Origin of the sequence: Lacibacter luteus (assembly GCF_004118265.1) — a bacterium.
GTDB classification, from domain to species: domain Bacteria; phylum Bacteroidota; class Bacteroidia; order Chitinophagales; family Chitinophagaceae; genus Lacibacter; species Lacibacter luteus.
In genome coordinates this window covers 265,188-283,221 of sequence record NZ_SDHW01000004.1, presented here as the reverse complement: position 1 = coordinate 283,221, position 18,034 = coordinate 265,188, and the positions used below count along the sequence as shown (strand labels likewise).

General features: G+C 40.8%; 12 protein-coding genes. 11 read left to right on the top strand and 1 reads right to left on the bottom strand.

Features of this window, described 5'->3' with window-relative positions; genetic code table 11:
- Positions 1 to 53: 53 nt before the first annotated feature.
- From ESA94_RS14595 to ESA94_RS14545, 11 genes are all read left to right on the top strand, one after another.
- The gene (locus ESA94_RS14595) at positions 54 to 1,739 is read left to right on the top strand and encodes a RagB/SusD family nutrient uptake outer membrane protein (RefSeq protein ID WP_129131664.1); all 1,686 of its coding nucleotides are present in this window, start codon (positions 54 to 56) and stop codon (positions 1,737 to 1,739) included.
- 139 nt (positions 1,740 to 1,878) lie between these two features.
- Entirely contained in the window at positions 1,879 to 2,178 is a 300-nt protein-coding gene (locus tag ESA94_RS14590) for a hypothetical protein (RefSeq protein WP_129131663.1), read from the top strand.
- A 260-nt stretch (positions 2,179 to 2,438) separates the two neighbouring features.
- Entirely contained in the window at positions 2,439 to 5,702 is a 3,264-nt protein-coding gene (locus ESA94_RS14585) for a SusC/RagA family TonB-linked outer membrane protein (protein ID WP_129131662.1), read from the top strand.
- 20 nt (positions 5,703 to 5,722) lie between these two features.
- Positions 5,723 to 7,303 carry a SusD/RagB family nutrient-binding outer membrane lipoprotein gene (locus ESA94_RS14580; RefSeq protein ID WP_129131661.1) on the top strand — a complete coding sequence of 527 codons (1,581 nt, stop codon included), beginning with the start codon at positions 5,723 to 5,725 and terminating at the stop codon, positions 7,301 to 7,303.
- Between the two features lie 97 nt (positions 7,304 to 7,400).
- Positions 7,401 to 8,483, top strand: coding sequence for an alkaline phosphatase family protein (locus tag ESA94_RS14575; protein WP_129131660.1), 1,083 nt, complete (start codon positions 7,401 to 7,403; stop codon positions 8,481 to 8,483).
- Positions 8,484 to 8,552: 69 nt separating this feature from the next.
- Positions 8,553 to 11,003 (top strand): bifunctional YncE family protein/alkaline phosphatase family protein, encoded by a 2,451-nt coding sequence (locus ESA94_RS14570; RefSeq protein ID WP_129131659.1) that lies wholly within the window; start codon positions 8,553 to 8,555, stop codon positions 11,001 to 11,003.
- A 20-nt stretch (positions 11,004 to 11,023) separates the two neighbouring features.
- The gene (locus ESA94_RS14565; RefSeq protein WP_129131658.1) at positions 11,024 to 13,054 is read left to right on the top strand and encodes a TonB-dependent receptor plug domain-containing protein; all 2,031 of its coding nucleotides are present in this window, start codon (positions 11,024 to 11,026) and stop codon (positions 13,052 to 13,054) included.
- A 52-nt stretch (positions 13,055 to 13,106) separates the two neighbouring features.
- Positions 13,107 to 13,700 carry an HD domain-containing protein gene (locus ESA94_RS14560; RefSeq protein ID WP_129131657.1) on the top strand — a complete coding sequence of 198 codons (594 nt, stop codon included), beginning with the start codon at positions 13,107 to 13,109 and terminating at the stop codon, positions 13,698 to 13,700.
- Positions 13,701 to 13,741: 41 nt separating this feature from the next.
- Positions 13,742 to 14,428 carry an HAD-IA family hydrolase gene (locus ESA94_RS14555; RefSeq protein ID WP_129131656.1) on the top strand — a complete coding sequence of 229 codons (687 nt, stop codon included), beginning with the start codon at positions 13,742 to 13,744 and terminating at the stop codon, positions 14,426 to 14,428.
- Positions 14,425 to 15,720: a DUF5690 family protein gene (locus ESA94_RS14550; RefSeq protein ID WP_240671064.1), complete on the top strand. Its 1,296-nt coding sequence runs from the start codon at positions 14,425 to 14,427 to the stop codon at positions 15,718 to 15,720. Before ESA94_RS14555 ends, ESA94_RS14550 begins: the two co-directional genes overlap by 4 nt.
- The gene (locus ESA94_RS14545) at positions 15,713 to 16,840 is read left to right on the top strand and encodes a TIGR03364 family FAD-dependent oxidoreductase (protein ID WP_129131655.1); all 1,128 of its coding nucleotides are present in this window, start codon (positions 15,713 to 15,715) and stop codon (positions 16,838 to 16,840) included. Before ESA94_RS14550 ends, ESA94_RS14545 begins: the two co-directional genes overlap by 8 nt.
- 109 nt (positions 16,841 to 16,949) lie before the next feature.
- Here ESA94_RS14545 and ESA94_RS14540 read toward each other — a convergent pair whose 3' ends face one another.
- A complete protein-coding gene (locus tag ESA94_RS14540; RefSeq protein ID WP_129131654.1) occupies positions 16,950 to 17,909 on the bottom strand; it encodes a transketolase family protein in 960 nt (319 codons plus the stop codon).
- Between the last annotated feature and the right edge of the window lie 125 nt (positions 17,910 to 18,034).

Sequence of the window (18,034 nt, the reverse complement as noted above, 5' to 3'; positions counted from 1 at the left end):
ATGACAAGTGCGAAATGAAATTTCACTTTGACGAAAACATTAAAAATATTCAAATGAAAAAGAAAATAGTTTATCTCCTGTTACTCTTCACCGGCACCTCTCTTATTCATGGCTGTACAAAGCTAAAAGAGAAGGTACTCGATGAATCTTCTGCTACGGGACTTACAGAACAGCAGGTTGCCGAAGGGAACATAGCACCTGTATATGCGCTTCTGCCAACATTGTTTCAACACACCAACCTGTTTTCATTGCAGGAAATTTCTACAGATGAAGCCATTCTTCCTTACAGAGGTGGTACCGATTGGGGTGATAACGGCATTTACCTTTCACTTCACCGGCATGAAACGTTGAGTTCTGATCCCAATGTCAACAACACATGGAATCAAATTGTACAAAGTATTTCGAGAAGTGTAACAGCCATCAGTGCATTATCAACCAATAATTTTGTAAATGCTAAAACATTTTTAGCTGAAGCAAGAGGAATGAGGGCCTATTATAATATGCTGGCTCTTGATCTTTTCGGAATATCTTTTAAAAAAGAAAATCCTGATGCAACATCTGTGATATTACGTGGCGATGATGCAATCAATTACATTAAATCGGAATTGCTTGCTGTTGAGCCTTTGCTTGATAACACAACAGGACCCGGAAGAATGACGAAAGCAGGTGTGTGGGGCTTGCTTGCAAAATTGCATTTGAATGCTGCAGTATGGCGTGATCGTTATGCAGCTACTTTTACTTTCAGACCTGATGACATGGATAAAGTAATGGAGTACACGGATAAGATCATTTCTTCAAACCAGTTTCAATTAGCTGCTGAGTATTTTTCCATTTTCGATAATAACAATCATAACAACAAGGAATTGATCTTTGCAATTGATCAACGCCAGGATCTGAATGGTCATAATCGTATGGCTTATTTTTCTTTATCGGGCGATCAGTTTCCTTTACCATCAGTACCGAATGCGAATGGAACCGATGGTCCTGCGATCACGCCTGATTTTTATCAAAGCTGGGTGAGTGCTTATGGAGCTACAGATCCTGCAGCTGCTGATCCCCGTTTCTACAAAAAGAATCTGGTTATACCTGCAGACTCTTGCATTCTTGGTACAGATTTTAAAATTGATCGTGGTGTGTTGAGAGGACAACAGTACGGATTGATCGGTGGAAGAAATATTCCTTTTACCACATGCGGTACCGGCCGATATAAAATTGGTAAGCTTTATCATGTTACACGTGGTAAACCAACTCTTCCTGTTGATTTTACTGAAACAATCAATTTTACGGTAGCAGGTAGTGATTATTTCACTGGTTACAGGGTTGAGAAATATGAATTCAGCAGCGCCACAACCGATGGAAGAAATCGTGGCGAGCATGATATCGTTATTCTTCGTCTTGCTGATGTTTACCTGATGCGTGCAGAAGCAAAACTCAGAAAAAGTAATGATGCGGCTGGCGCACTTGCAGATGTAAACATTATACGAGCTGCAAGAACAGCAAGAATAGTTGCTCCGCCATTGGCTTCAATGTCACTCGATATTCTTTTCCGTGAAAGAGGTTTTGAATTATATTGGGAACACCAGCGTCGTACGGATATGATACGCTTTGGAAAATATGAAGGTACATGGACAGAGAAATCGAATACCGATAAAAACAAACGATTATTCCCGATACCAATCAATGCAATTAATGGTGCTTCAAATATTCCGGGCTATTTAGTTCAGAATCCGGGTTATTAATTGAACAGATAATTTTTACTGAGCCGGTGCATACATGCACCGGCTTTTTTATGCACGATTCTTTACGATTTTATAATATGCAGATTGATATAATAAGAAACGGAATCGAATATCTTTCGTGTATTAATAACATCATCTTATGGCATCGGTTGTAAACCCGCAGATTCATATTACTTCGGATGTGTACGACTTTATGTTTATCCGGATTAACGATTCGGAATTTAATGATTCGTCTCTGCAGTATTCTATTCAAACAAATGATGGAGAGTTGATTCGTAAAGGTGTATTCAGAGGAGCGGTAATTCAGTTGCGGTTATCACATCTTGCTGATGGGTTGTACAATATTGTGGTGCAGTGTAGCGAAGAGTTACAGCCATTTGTTTATCCCTTTAAAAAACATACTCCGGCAAAAGGCGAGCAAACAATGTTTGATTTTTAAGTAACTGCTTGTTCAAAAAAGAGTTTAGCATACCATGTTTACTTTAAATTAACAGCGGAACTATTCGTGGTTCTGCTGTTAAAAGCAAATGCAAAACATTCTGCGATGTTGTTTTATTCAACTACTATTTTTTAAAATGTTAGTAACCTGTGCATCGAAACAATTCCATCACAGTTCGGTAATCTTTCCATAACAGTTCATTAAGAAATCGGTAATACTGAACCGGCACATTTGCCGCACAATCAAAAACTTACTGTTTTATGTTTCGTTCAACACATTGCAAGCAGCTGCTCTTATCACTGTTGCTTGTTGTCATTTCATCAGCAGCATTTGCGCAAACGATAACCGGAAAGGTTGTTTCTGCCACAGATCAACAACCTGTTCCTGTGGTATCGATTCAGCTTAAAGGATCGAAAAAAGGAACTTTTACCGACAATAACGGGCAATTCTCCATTGCTGCAAAAAGCGGCGATGTATTACTGCTTTCCGCTTCGGGTTTTCTTGAAAAGGAATTTGCAGTTAATGGTGAAACCTCTGTTACAATTGAGTTAGATGTAAATTCTAAATCGTTAAACGAAGTGATTGTAACAGCGTTGGGTGTTAAAAAAGAAACCAAACGCATTACCTATGCTGTGCAGGATGTAAAAACAACAGAGCTTGTAAAGGCACGTGAGCCAAATGCAGTAAACAGTTTAAAAGGAAGAGTAGCAGGTTTAAATGTGAATGTAAACAATGAACTGTTGCGTGCTCCTTCAATTAACTTCCGTGGCGAAGGAAATATTTTATTTGTAGTGGATGGTGTACCTATTACAACCGATACATGGAACATCAGCCCCGATGATATTGAAAGTTATACGATGCTGAAAGGACAAACCGCATCGGCCTTATATGGTGCATTGGCCCGTAATGGTGCAATCATCATCAACACCAAAAAAGGAAGCAAAGATAAAAGAGGCTTCTCGATTGAGTTTAACTCAAGCACTATGTTTGAAAAAAGCTTTCTTGCATTTCCTTTATACCAGGATGAATACGGTCCGGGTTCAAGAGGTAAGTATGCATTTGTAAACGGACTTGGTGGCGGTTTAAATGATAATGATTACGATGTATGGGGTCCACGTTTTGCAGGTCAGTTAATTCCTCAGTATGATGGACAACGTACGCTTGGTCAGACATACACAACTACGTTTGCTGATGGTACAAGCATTACCGGCAACATTAAACCTACACCATGGATAGCAAGAGGTAAGGATAATTTCAAACGTTTTCTTGAAACAGGTGTGCTTACTACAAACCACGTAGCAATTGGTGCAACAGGTGATAAATACAATGTGCGTTTTGGTGTTGGTCATACATACCAGAAAGCAATTGTGCCAAACATGGGCTTAAATACAACCAACTTTAATTTAAGTGCAGGTTACGATTTCAACAGTAAAATAAAATTAACTGCTGATATCAATTACAGCCGTCAATATTCTCCTAACTTTCCTGATATCAACTATGGCCCAAACAGTATGATCTATAACATGGTGATCTGGGCAGGTGCAGACTGGAATGTAGATGATATGCGTAATTACTGGCAGGAAGGAAAGATCGGTACACAACAGATCTATGCCGAATACCAACGTTACAACAATCCATGGTTCATGGTGAAAGAGTGGTTACGTCCGCATTATAAAAATGATGTGTATGGTTATCTTTCATTGAACTGGAAAGTTGCAAAGGGTGTTGAGTTGATGTATCGCCCCGGCATTTCAACCTATAATATTTTCCGCCAGGAAAAAATGCCTTACTCGGCAGGTTCGTATGGCCGTGATGAGCGTATGGGCGACTATCGTGAAGATGCCCGTATGTTCTTTGAAGCAAACAACGAGCTGCAGGTAAAATACAATTCAAAATTCTTCAACAACTTTTTAAGTGTTGATGGTTTTGTAGGTGGTAACGTACGCACTGCACGTTACAACGGAACATTTGCAAGTACAGACTACCTGAACATTCCAGGCTTATATACATTAGCCAACTCATTGCGTGCACCACGTGTTGCTTCTATTGCAGCCGAAGGTTTAACATTGAGCAGCTATGGATCGTTTGATTTGGGTTTAAGCAAGTATGCGGTGGTAAACATTACAGGTCGTTACGACAAACAAAGCACATTACCGTTAAACAGTAACAGTTATTTCTATCCATCGGCAGGTGTATCAACAGTAATATCAGATTATGTAGACAATCTGCCACAAGCAATTTCTTTTCTGAAGTTAAGAGGTTCTTATGCTGAAGGTAGAAGCGCAGGCTTAAATGCATTTGTAGGTCAGCCATCGGTTGGTATTGGTACAGGACAAGGTTATGGTCAGCAATATTATTCGCCATTGAACATGGGCTTGTATGAATTGACTTCTATTGGTTACAGCATTGCAAATACCGGTACTTATAATAATACATTAGGAGCAAGCTATGCAAACGGTTTATTGAATCCTGAACTGGTTGCCGATAACAGAAAAACAACTGAAGTAGGTTTGGATATGCGTTTCCTGAAGAATCGTATTGCTGTAGATGTTACGTGGTTCCGTTCGATCAGCGAATTGTTGACACAACGTTCAGATATCATCTCACAATCTTCAGGCTATAACAGCGTAACAGACAACTATGGCAAAGTGCAGAACATGGGTTGGGAAGTAATGTTGAATGGTACTGCAATCAACAAAAAGGATTTCCAATGGAATGTAAATGTAAACTGGTCAACATTTAAACGTACATGGAAAGAACATCCAAATCCAAACTTCTGGAGCAAGAATGGTTCACGTGTTGATTTGATTTACCAGGAAGGATTTATTAAAACACCCGATGGTCAGTTGGTACATGGAGCAGATGGCATCCTTATGCGCTTCAGAGATGCAGGTGCAGGTGCTGCAAGAAGAATCATGGGTCATGCTGATCCTGACTGGAGCTGGGGCGTTATCAATTCATTTACTTATAAAGGGTTCCGTTTAAACTTCCAGTTTGATGGTGTAGTAGGTGGTGTGTTTCATGATTATGTGCGCCAGAAAATGTTGCAGGGTGGTCGTCATATCGAAACAGCAACAGGCTTGTGGGGGCAACACCGTCCGAACGATGTAACAGGTGGTTCATTTGTTGCGCCGGGCATTACATTAACAGGAGGTGCTATTCAGTTAGATCCGAACACGGGTGAAATACTCAACTATAAAAATTTAACTGCAGTTCCAAATGCAAAAGTAACGACCATTCAAAGTTACTCAAGCCGCTACGCAGGTTTGGAAGAGTTGAACATCATTGATAAAACATTTGCCAAGCTGAGAGAAGTTACATTAACCTACCAGTTACCTGCTTCATTCATTGGTAAATCGGTGATCAAAAAAGCAGAAGTATCACTTGTGTGCCGCAACGTGTACCTGTTCTTCAATAAGCGTTATAAAGATGTAGATCCGGATCAGTACACACAGGATGGTGGTTCAGGTTTGCAGACACCAACAACACGTCGTTTCGGTTTCAACATCAATCTTACTTTCTAAAATCATTAAAGAATTAAAAAATGAAAAAGCTTCTTTATATAAATGTTGTTGTGCTCTTGTTGGCATTGGCTTCCTGTCAGAAACGTTTCGAAGAGCTGCAAAGCAATCCAAATATTGCAACATCAGTTCCGCCCGATCTTATCTTAAACCGTTTAATTAACGGTGTTGCAGGCGGCATGGGTGGTATTGAACCTTGGGGTGCTGTTGCACGTTACAACCAGTTTTACTGCCGCAACTTTGAATACTATGGCGATAACCAGTATAACTGGAACAGTGGACCGTTCAGCGTGTACCAGGATATTTTAAAGAACGTAACGCAAATGGAAACGGAAGCACAGAAAAGTTCGGGTACCGATAAAACACCTTATCATGCTATTGCAAAATTCCTGAAAGCTTATTACTACTACAATCTTACATCCTTAATGGGCGATGTGCCGATGAGTGAAGCTGCTAAAGCACTGGACGGTGTATTGCAACCGAAATATGATACACAGAAAGAAGTATTTCTGCAGATCATTAAATGGCTGGAAGAAGCGAATACTGATTTTGCTTATCTCAAGAGCAGCACAAATCTTACAGTAAAAGGCGATATTTTTTACAATGGCGATTACGATAAATGGCGCAAGCTGGCAAACAGTTACAAGCTTCGTGTGTTGATCTCTTTGAGCAAAAAAGATGCTGATGCTGATCTGCGTATTAAGCAACGTTTCCAGGAAGTGTTGAGCAGCGCATCATCATTCCCGGTGTTTGAAAGCATGGCGGATAATTTCAAGTATGTTTACATTACACCAACAAACAACTACAGCACCAATCCTGTATCGTTTGGTTTTGATGCCATCCGTTACAACATGGCAGCAACCTATGTACGCAACAGTGCAGAAACAAATGATCCTCGTATTTTACTTACCTGCGAGCCTGCATGGAAGCTGGTGAACGATAACGGATGGGCGCCAACTGATTTCCGTGCTTATGTAGCTGCAGGTACAGGTGAAGCAATGGATGTAATGGAAAGCAAAGCACATAGTTACAGCATCTGTCATATCAATCGTTATCGTTATTACAGAACATACACAGGCGAAAACTTTACCATTGCCGGTTATCCTGAAATGTGTTTCAATATTGCTGAAGCAATTAACAGGGGATGGGTTACAGGTAATGCAGAAGATTGGTACAAAAAAGGGATACAAGCTTCGATTTCTTTTTATGGAATTGTTGATGGTACAAATACCGGTAACTATCTCGCTATTGGTAAAACACTCGGCGAATGGACGAGTGCCAACTTTACTTTCAACTTCAATACTTATTATAACCAATCAAAAGTTGTGTACGAAACCGGTACAGCAGGTTTAAATAAAATCCTGTTACAGAAATATCTTGCCTTCTTCCAGAACTCCGGTTGGGAAGCATATTACAATTATCGACGTACAGGAGTACCTGCATTTTCAACAGGCGTGGGTATTGGTAACAACGGTAATATTCCGAAGCGTTGGGCATACCCGTCAAACGAACAACAACGTAATGCAACAAACTGGAAAGCTGCAGTTGACAGACAGTTTGCCGGCAGCGATAATATGAACGCAGAAATGTGGCTCATCAAATAAATTTCATTAAAGATTCTATAGCAAGTTTTCTCATGCAGTACGGCGGAACTATTCCTGGTTCCGCCTTTTTTTAAAATTCAACATTAACAGCAACGACATGAAAAAGATTTTTCTTCTTGTTCTTCTTTCAATAGCAGTCAATACTTATAGTCAGTCTAAAACAGAACATGTAGTGGTTGTAACACTCGATGGTTTCCGTTGGCAGGAATTATTTAACGGTGCCGACAGTATCATCATCAACAGAAACAGGTACACCGAAGACAGCAAAGGAATGAATGAACGCTTCTGGGCTGCAACAGCAACAGAGCGAAGAAAAAAACTGCTTCCGTTTTTCTGGAATACCGTTGCAACACAAGGACAGTTATATGGAAACCGTTCGTTTGGCAATTTTGTAAACAATGCCAACCCGTATTGGTTTTCGTATCCGGGTTATAACGAAATCTTTACCGGCTTTCCTGATACGGCTGTAAACTCAAATAACAAACGCTGGAACAAAAACGAAAATGTGCTGGAGTTTATTAACAAACAAAAAGGATTTGAAGGGAAGGTTGCTGCCTTTACTTCATGGGATGTGTTTCCATATATCCTGAATGAAGAACGCAGCAAAATTTATGTAAACAGTGCGTTCGAAAAAACAAAGATCAATTCGCCAACCTTTAATCTACTCGATGAAATGCAGGACCATGCACCTCGTTTTTTAGGCGATGGTGTACGTCCGGATTTGCTTACCTTTTACATAGCGAAGGAATATTTAAAAACCTACAAGCCCCGTGTGTTATACATTGGTTTTGATGAAACGGATGATTTTGCACATGGTGGTAAATATGATCTCTATCTGCAATCGGCTTACATGGTCGATCAGTTGATTGCTGATTTGTGGGGATGGTTACAGGTTGATCCGTACTATAAAAACAAAACAACATTGATCGTAACAACCGATCATGGCCGTGGCGATGCCAATAAAGATCAATGGAAAGATCATGGATCAAAAGTGCCCGATGCAAGCGAAATATGGATGGCAGTAATGGGTCCCGATACGGAAGCAACAGGCGAAATAAAACAGCCAATGCAATTGTACCAGCGCCAGGTGGCAACAACCATTGCATCAATGCTTGGTTTTGAGTTTAAGCCAAAGCAGGAAGTAATGGAGCCGGTAGAAAGCATCCTGCGCAAACGATAGCTCAATCAATTAGCTTTTACAAACGGTATAGTTAACTTTCGCTCCTGTAATTATTATAAACTCTTTATTATGAAACGTTGGTTGCTTTTCTTTTGCCTGCTTACACTTTCTTTTTCTATAACTGCTCAGCAAAAAGTACAACTGCCGAACGGCTGGTACTTATCGCCTGCAGGAAGACATTTGCCTTTAGGCGATCTTCCGTTGAATATTGCTGTAAGTAAGAGTAAGAAGTTAATGGCCGTTACTAATAACGGACAAAGTGTGCAAAGCCTTCAACTGATAAATCCGGTAACAGAAAAAGAACTTGATCGTGTCATTGTTCCAAAATCATGGTATGGTTTAAAGTTTTCGGCCGATGAAAAAATGCTGTATGCAAGCGGTGGTAACGATAACTGGATCTTGCAATATGCCATCAGCAATAATAAGCTGCAACTGAAAGATTCAATTAAACTAGGCAATAAATGGCCGGAGAAAATTTCACCTGCAGGTATTGAAATCAACGATGCAGCAAAGCGGATGTATGTGGTAACAAAAGAAAACAATTCATTGTATGTTATCAATCTTGCAGATAAAACCATTCTGCAGCAATTGAAACTGGATGATGCAGCGTATACATGTTTGCTGTCAGCAAATAAAAAAGAATTGTACATCTCCGTATGGGGCGCAAAAAAAGTAGTGCTGTATGACATTGCGTTGATGAAGATCACAGCCGAAATTCCTGTTGGAGAAAATCCGAACGAATTGTTATTGTCGAAAAACGGCAAACAACTTTATGTCGCCAATGCAGGAGATAACTCTGTTTCTGTGATCGATGTAGTTAAACGTAAAGAAATTGAAGTGCTCAACGCAGCATTGTATCCAAATGCACCAACAGGCTCTGCCAGTAATGGATTAGCATTGAGCGAAGATGAGCAAACATTATACGTTGCCAACGCCGATAATAATTGTTTGGCAGTGTTTGATGTAACCAAACCGGGCTTTAGCAAATCGAAAGGATTTATTCCTGTAGGTTGGTATCCTACCAATGTGAAAGTAATTGGTAAAAAAATATTTGTGAGCAACGGTAAAGGTTTTACATCAAAACCAAATGCAAAAGGCCCAGACCCAACAAAGAAAGACCAGGAGGTTACATACCAGCAAGGAGATTATAAAAACAAGCAAAGTCGTGTTGAATACATTGCCGGTTTATTTAAAGGGGAGATGAGCATTATTGATCTACCCAACGATGCGAAACTTGCTGCTTACTCTAAAATGGTGTATGATAATACGCCGTATACAAAAGAAAAAGAATTGCATGCAAAGGGTGAAGCAGGTAATCCTATCCCCATGAAAGTTGGTGACCCTTCGCCCATTAAATATGTATTCTACATCATCAAAGAAAACAGAACATACGACCAGGTGCTTGCAGATGTGCCCGGTGGTAATGGCGATACATCGTTGTTATTGTTTGGCGAACGTGTTACACCTAACCAACACAAACTGGTAAAAGAATTTGTGTTGCTCGATAATTTTTATGTGGATGGGGAAGTGAGTGCTGATGGTCATAACTGGAGCCTTGCTGCCAACGCAAACGATTACCTGGAAAAAACATGGCCTACAAGTTATGGCGGTCGTGGCGGTAGTTATGATGCAGAAGGTAACAGAGGCATTTCAAATCCTGATCGTGGTTTTATCTGGGATTATTGTAAACGTGCTGGTATCAGCTATCGCACATATGGCGAGTTTGCAGATGATTACAAAGCAAATATTCCTGTACTCGAAAATCATTTCTGTCCTTACTTCACCAGTTGGGATGAAGCTGTGAGAGATACCACCCGCTTTTATCAATGGAAGCGTGAGTTCGATTCGTTGCTTGCAGCGAACACAGTGCCAAGATTCAACTCCTTACGTTTTATCAACGATCATACAGAAGGGCAGCACATTGGCAGGCCAACACCATTTGCACATGTGGCCGATAACGATTGGGCTGTTGGTTTGTTTGTGGAGTATTTGAGTAAGAGTACGATCTGGAAGGAGACAGCGATCTTTATTGTTGAAGATGATGCACAGAATGGTCCCGACCATGTAGATGCACATCGCACCACTGCTTATGTTGCAGGTGGATTTGTAAAACGGAAGTTTATTGATCATACCATGTATTCCACTTCATCCATGTTACGTACGATAGAATTGATTCTTGGTTTGCCGCCAATGAGCCAATACGATGCAGCAGCAGAACCAATGTGGCGTTGTTTTTCTGCAACTCCCGATCTTACACCGTTTCAATCGGTGCCGGCATTGGTTGATCTTAACGAAAAAAATACAAAGAACACCGCCAGCGCAAGATTGAGTGCCAGCTTCGACTTTAGTAAAGAAGATCGTATTCCCGATTTAGTATTCAGTGAAGTGATCTGGAAAGCAGTAAAAGGTGAAGAAAGTGTAATGCCTGCACCACGACGTAGTGCATTTGTAAAAATGGTAGAGAATGAAGAAGACGAAGAGGAGGAGGAAGAAAGAAAAACGAAACGTAAAAAGAAATAAATAAACTGTTAGTTGAGCGTATGAGAAATAAAATGAAGTTCATTGCAATTGTGATGTTGGTTGCGGCAGGTAAAACCTATGCACAAACTGATACTGCAGCAAAGTCGCTTGAAGAAGTAGTTGTTACTGCAAGCAGAACAGAGCAAAAAGAAAAAGCAATTCCCTACACGGTAAATACAATTAAACGAAATGAGTTAAATCGCTTTCAACCCCGAACTACACCGGAAGCATTGATGGGTGTAACAGGGGTGTTTGTGCAAAAAACAAATCATGGGGGCGGTTCGGCTTTTTTACGTGGGTTAACCGGTAACCAAACATTGATATTGGTTGATGGCATACGGTTGAATAACTCAACATTCCGTTATGGCCCTAATCAATATCTCAATACCATTGATGCCTATTCCATTCAGCAAATTGAAGTAGTGAAAGGAACCGGCTCTGTACAATACGGCACAGATGCACTGGGTGGTGTAATACAAGTGCTCACAAAAGAACCACAGTTCAGGAATGTGAACAGCAGCAAAAAAGTTTCGGGCATTGTTGCAGGAAAATTAATGACAGCAGGCATGGAGCATACCGGTCGGGCAGAAGTGAAATACAGCGGCGACAGGTTTGCAGCAGCAGCCGGATTTACTGTTCGCAATTTCGGAAATGTATTAGGTGGCGATACAACAGGCTTTCAAACACCAAGCGGCTATAGAGAATTGGCCTATGATGTAAAGCTGAAGTTTTTGTTGAAACAGAATGTTGAACTGATAGCTGCTCAACAACTGTTGCGTCAAAGCCATGTACCTGTTTACCATAAAGTAAGGTTGGAAAATTTTCTGCTGAACGAAATGGATCCGCAACAACGGATGCTTAATTACGCAAAACTCAGAATTAAAAATGCAAACCCGTTTGTGCAACTGATCGATGTAACAGTTTCGCATCAGCAATCGATTGAAGGCCGTAACAGTCAAAAAAATGGCAGCACTGTTTTGCGTAAAGAAAAAGACGAAGTAAACACAGCAGGCTTAACTGTTGATATCCGTTCAGCGATAACTAAAAACTGGACTGCCAGTTCGGGCATTGATATTTACTTTGATAAAGTAAACAGTACACGTACCGATGTAAATACAGTTACACAAAACAAAACAATGTTGCGTGGCCTTTACCCCGATGCAGCAACTTATGGTAACTATTCGGTATTTACACTTCATCAATACCAGCTTAAAAAAGTTACCGTAAATGCAGGGTTGCGGTTTAATCAATTTGATATTCATATTACCGATACAAGCATAGGCAAAACACAAATTAAACCGTCGGCATTGGTGGCAAATGCAGGAGTGGTATATGCCGTAACAAAGCAACATCATTTCTTTGCAACCTTCAGCAACAGCTATCGTGCACCCAATGTAGATGATATGGGCACATTAGGTATTGTTGATTTCCGTTACGAAGTGCCTGCTTATAACCTGTTGCCCGAACGTTCTCATAATTACGAACTTGGTTATAAACTGCGTACGGCAAAACTGAATGTTACCGTTGCAGCTTATTATATGCAGCTGCAACAACTTATTACCCGTGTGCGTGTGCCTAATGAAACGATAAACGGTTACAATGTGTATGTAAAAGAAAACACCGATGAGGCATTTGTAAAAGGGCTGGAGATAGATGCAGATGCTGAACTTACAAAAGGATTAAACATACAGGCAGGTATAGCGTATGCATACGGGCATAACAGTACCCGTAACGAACCACTGCGTCGTATTCCTCCAACGAATGGAAGAGTGAGAACAACATACAGTTTGCAGCATTGGTTTTTTGCAGCAGAGAGTTGGTTTGCATCAAAGCAAAACCGTTTGGCGCAAGGCGATAAAGATGATAACCGTATTCCTAAAGGAGGAACAACGGGTTTTAGTATCTACAACCTGTATGCAGGCTGGCAATTGAAAAATATCCGGGTACAGGCAAGTGTGCAAAATCTGTTGAATGCAGATTACAGAACACATGGCAGTGGTATGAATGGATACGGCCGTAGTGCATGGCTTAATATTCAATTTACATTATAGTAACATCTGCTTCATCTTCGTCGGCTACTTTGTGTCATTAATATAACGACACATGGAGAAGATAAGGGCAATGCAGATTGCAGATGAAATTATTGCACTGTATCATAAATACGGCGGTAACGAATATTTCGGCGAAGCTGTAACACAATTGCAACATGCCTGTCAGAGTGCAGAACTTGCACAACAGGCAGGTTGCGATGTTGAAATGATACTGGCTGCATTCCTGCACGATGTGGGACATATTTGTGCAGCAGGTCATAATGTAACCGTAATGGAGAATTACGGTGTAATGAATCATGAAAAGATCGGAGCTGCATTTCTGCGCAACCGGAAATTTTCCGATCGCCTTATTCAATTGGTGCAGGCGCATGTAAGTGCCAAACGCTATCTCACACTAAAAGATCATAATTACTACAACGAGCTTTCAGAAGCAAGTAAGCAAACACTTGTGTACCAGGGTGGCAAAATGAGTCATGATGAAGCACTTGTTTTTGAAACAGATCCGCTGTTTGCAGAAATGATCCAGATGCGCAAGATCGATGAAGCGGCAAAAGACGAAAGCAAACAGCCGGGTACAATTGATAAGTACCACGCCATGATTGTTCAGCATCTTGAGCAACGCTCTGTTGCAACAGTGTATTATTAAGTAAAAGCATCTTAACAAATTTTCTCATCAACAAATACGATATGTCTAATTATTCTTTAGTGGTTTTTGATATGGCCGGAACAACGGTGTACGATAAAGGCGATGTTGCAGATGCATTTATCCGCTCGTTACAGCAATTTGGTATTGAAGTGCCGGAGCCGGAAGTAAACAAGGTAATGGGATGGCGGAAGAAAGATGCCATTGTTTTATTGCTGTCAAAATATCATCCCGAAAAAGAAAAGATCAACGATGTACTTGTCGATCAGATTCATGATGTGTTTATAGATAACATGGTTACATTTTACGAGCGTGATGAAGAGCTTAAACCAATGCAGGATGCAGAAGAGCTGTTTGCATGGTTAAAGAAAAAGAATATTAAAGTGGCGCTTAATACCGGGTTTACACGTCGTATTGCCGATGTTATTTTACAAAAACTGGGTTGGAATGATGAGCAGCTTGTTGATTTTGTAATTGCAAGTGATGAAGTAACTGATGGAAGGCCTTATCCGTTTATGATTGAACAATTGATGCAACATGCAGGTGTTGTTAATGCGGCTGATGTTGTAAAAGTAGGCGATACAGAAGTGGATGTACTTGAAGGACGCAATGCAAATTGCGGACTTGTTGTAAGCGTAACTACCGGTGCGTACACAAAAGAGCAACTGCAAAATTATAAGCCCGATCATATCATTGATTCACTCAACGAACTGCCTTTGCTCATTGCATGATGTTGCTGAAAAAAAATACACGCAGCAAAACAGATAGGGATCAATGGAAAGTGTCTGTATTTGCAGCGCTGGTTGCGTTTCTTACCTATGCATCTGTTTATGCATACCGTAAGCCATTTACTGTTGCAACTTTTGATGAGCTTTCTTATTTCGGTATCCGTTACCAAACATTGCTGATCATTTTCCAGGGAACAGGCTATATGCTCAGTAAATTTTTCGGCATTCGTTTTATGTCGGAGCTGAAAAGGATCGGCCGTTGGAAAACAGCATTAACGTTGATTGGCATTGCATGGCTTTCACTTTTTCTTTTTGCATTGTTGCCACCTTTGCCGGGTTTGTTTTGTTTACTCATCAATGGATTTGCATTAGGCTTTATGTGGGGCATAGTGTTTAGTTATGTGGAAGGAAGAAAAGCAACTGATTTTATTGGATCGGTTATGGCCATCAGTTTCATTTTTGCAGGCGGGTTTACACGCAGTGTTGCAAAATGGTTATTACTGCAATGGAATGTAGCAGAGCAATGGATGCCGTTTGTAACGGGGTTGATTTTTATTTTACCCTTACTGCTCTTCATTTATTTACTGGAACGGATTCCTTCACCCGATACCGCTGACATTGAACAACGTACTGAACGGATAAAGATGACGGCAGCAGATAGAAAACAAATACTCGGCATGTTTGGCGCAGGGCTTGCAATTATAACGGGCACATATGTGTTTCTTACAGTGATAAGAGATTTGCGTGATAATTTCATGTCGCAGATATGGACGGATCTTGGCTACGCCGGCGATTATGGCATTTTTACAAGAACAGAAACGATCACTTCTGTTATCATCCTTATTATGGTAAGCCTCCTGGTATTGGTAAAAAAAAATATGCAGGCATTTCGTTTAATACACCTGCTCATTTTTGCAGGCTTTGTAATGGCTGGGCTTTCATCGTATTTGTTCATCATTGGATTAATGAATGGTGCTGCATGGATGCAGTTAGTTGGCTTGGGTTTGTACATGGCCTACATTCCGTTTAATTGTATTTTTTTTGAACGCATGATCGCTGCATTTAAACTGCAGGGCAATGCCGGATTTTTAATGTACATCGCCGATTCGTTTGGCTATGCAGGTACCATGTTGGTGATGCTGGCAAAAGAATTGTTTATTGTGGAAGCCGACTGGCCTTCGTTTTATGCACGTGCCGCACTTTTTTGTGCAATGGCTGGTATTGCAGGGGTATTATTTTCACTCGCTTATTTTAACCGTAAATATTTTTTAAGCAAGACTTCATTTTATGGCTAACCGAAAGGCAATTGTTATAGGAGCAGGCATAGTTGGCCTTGCAATTACAAGAGCATTGGCAAAAAAAGAGTTCTCAGTAAAAGTGTTTGAACGCAGCAGTTTTGCTACAGGCGCTTCTGTACGCAATTTCGGAATGGTGTGGCCTGTCGGTCAGCCAACTGGTGAGTTGTACGAGCGTGCATTGCGCAGCAGAAGCATCTGGAAAGAAATTGCAGATACAGGTGCATTCTGGAGTGATGCTGTTGGAAGTTTGCATGTGGCCCATGATCAACTTGAGTGGAATGTATTACAGGAGCTGTACGAAGAATTTAAAACAGATCGGCCTGTTCAATTATTTTCTGCCGCTGAAGTAATGCAACGATCGGAAGCTGTTGTTGAAACAAATCTCTTTGGCGGTTTATATAGTGCAGATGAATTAATTGTTGATCCGAGAGAAGCCATTGCATCGCTGCCAGGCTATCTCGAATCTGTGTACAATGTTGAATTTTACTGGAACAAATGCGTGAGTTATATCGCAGATAATACTGTTTACATTGGCAATGAAGAAGATTATGAAGCCGACATTATTTTCATTTGCAGCGGCGCCGATTTTGAAACTTTGTATCCCGAAGATTTTGCAAACTATCCGATTACCAAGTGCAAACTGCAAATGATGCGTATGCAGGCGCAGCCCGGCAACTGGCGTATTGGCCCTGCTTTATGTGGCGGTTTATCACTCATTCATTACAACAGTTTTAAAATTGCAGAATCGTTACCGTTGTTGAAAGCGAAGTACAGTGATGAAATGGAAGAATATATTGACTGGGGTATTCATGTAATGGTTTCGCAAAACGAAGCAGGTGAGCTAACCATTGGTGATTCGCATGAGTATGGTGCAACGCATGATCCGTTTGATAAGGACTACATCAACCAGCTCATTAAAAACTATCTGCACAAGTTTGCAACGTTTAAAGACTATACCGTTACTCAAACATGGAATGGTATTTATTCCAAGCTCACCAATGGTGATACAGAACTACTCTTTTCACCTGAAGCGGGGGTATATGTGCTGAATGGTTTAGGAGGCGCAGGTATGACGTTGAGTTTCGGGTTGGCAGAGGAAGTGGTTGCAGGATTGTAAATAACCAGTTATTGTTGAAGAAATTATTCGTCGCGCTTGCATTATATAGGTGCAAAAAACAAAACCCCGACACCTATGTTCGGGGTTTATTATTCTAAGCAAGTAGTTTTTATTTTCTGCTCATCACTTTTTCTGCAGCAGCAACAATGTCTGCTACATCCAAACCATACTTCTTCAATAGTTCAACGGGCTTACCGCTTTCGCCGAAAGTATCTTTAGTGCCCACCATTTCAATAGGAATAGGGAAGTGCTTTGCAGCAACCTGTGCAATGCTATCGCCCAAGCCTCCAATAATGTTATGCTCTTCGGCTGTAACAGCACATTTTGTTTTTTTGATTGAAGCCAATACAGCTTCTTCATCCAATGGCTTAATGGTGTGGATGTTGATTACTTCAACAGAAATACCTTTTTCCTGTAATTGCAAACCGGCTTGAATTGCATACCAAACCATGTGTCCGCATGCAAAAATGGTTACATCTGTTCCATCGCTGAACTTTTGTGCTTTACCAATTACAAAATCACCTTCTGCAGGGGTAAAGATTGGCCATACCGGACGACCGAAACGCAGATAAACCGGCCCGTGGTGTTCGGCCACAGCCATTGTTGCCTGCTTGGTTTGGTTGTAATCGCAGGGAACGATCACCGTCATACCAGGCAACATTTTCATCATACCAATATCTTCAAGAATCTGGTGTGTAGCACCATCTTCGCCCAATGTTAAACCGGCATGCGATGCACAGATCTTTACATTCTTATCGCTGTAAGCAACTGATTGACGGATCTGATCGTATACACGACCCGTACTGAAGTTGGCGAAAGTAGTGGTGAAAGGGATTTTACCGCCAATGGTTAAACCGGCAGCAATACCAATCATATTTGCTTCGGCAATACCTACCTGTACAAAACGTTCAGGAAATTCTTTAATAAATGCCTGGAGTTTCATAGAGCCGGCTAAGTCGGCTGTTAATGCTACTACGTTTTCGTTTTTACGGGCTGCTTCTAAAATACCATCGCCAAAACCGCTACGGGTATCTTTATTGCCGCTTACCTGGATATCCTGTAATGCCATTTGCAGAAGTTTAAAAAAAGAAGTTTGTTATGTTTTATTCCATCAGGCTGTCGCAAGCTTTCTGCCTGAATTTCGCTGCAAAGAAAAGGGAAAGTTTTGAGTTGGAGCCAAACAAAAATGGCTGA

Coding starts and splice junctions, on each gene's coding strand:
- ESA94_RS14595 (WP_129131664.1), top strand. CDS start 54: ATGAAAAAGAAAATAGTTTATCTCCTGTTACTCTTCACCGGCACCTCT.
- ESA94_RS14565 (WP_129131658.1), top strand. CDS start 11,024: ATGAGAAATAAAATGAAGTTCATTGCAATTGTGATGTTGGTTGCGGCA.
- ESA94_RS14550 (WP_240671064.1), top strand. CDS start 14,425: ATGATGTTGCTGAAAAAAAATACACGCAGCAAAACAGATAGGGATCAA.
- ESA94_RS14580 (WP_129131661.1), top strand. CDS start 5,723: ATGAAAAAGCTTCTTTATATAAATGTTGTTGTGCTCTTGTTGGCATTG.
- ESA94_RS14545 (WP_129131655.1), top strand. CDS start 15,713: ATGGCTAACCGAAAGGCAATTGTTATAGGAGCAGGCATAGTTGGCCTT.
- ESA94_RS14540 (WP_129131654.1), bottom strand. CDS start 17,909: ATGGCATTACAGGATATCCAGGTAAGCGGCAATAAAGATACCCGTAGC.
- ESA94_RS14560 (WP_129131657.1), top strand. CDS start 13,107: ATGGAGAAGATAAGGGCAATGCAGATTGCAGATGAAATTATTGCACTG.
- ESA94_RS14590 (WP_129131663.1), top strand. CDS start 1,879: ATGGCATCGGTTGTAAACCCGCAGATTCATATTACTTCGGATGTGTAC.
- ESA94_RS14570 (WP_129131659.1), top strand. CDS start 8,553: ATGAAACGTTGGTTGCTTTTCTTTTGCCTGCTTACACTTTCTTTTTCT.
- ESA94_RS14575 (WP_129131660.1), top strand. CDS start 7,401: ATGAAAAAGATTTTTCTTCTTGTTCTTCTTTCAATAGCAGTCAATACT.
- ESA94_RS14555 (WP_129131656.1), top strand. CDS start 13,742: ATGTCTAATTATTCTTTAGTGGTTTTTGATATGGCCGGAACAACGGTG.
- ESA94_RS14585 (WP_129131662.1), top strand. CDS start 2,439: ATGTTTCGTTCAACACATTGCAAGCAGCTGCTCTTATCACTGTTGCTT.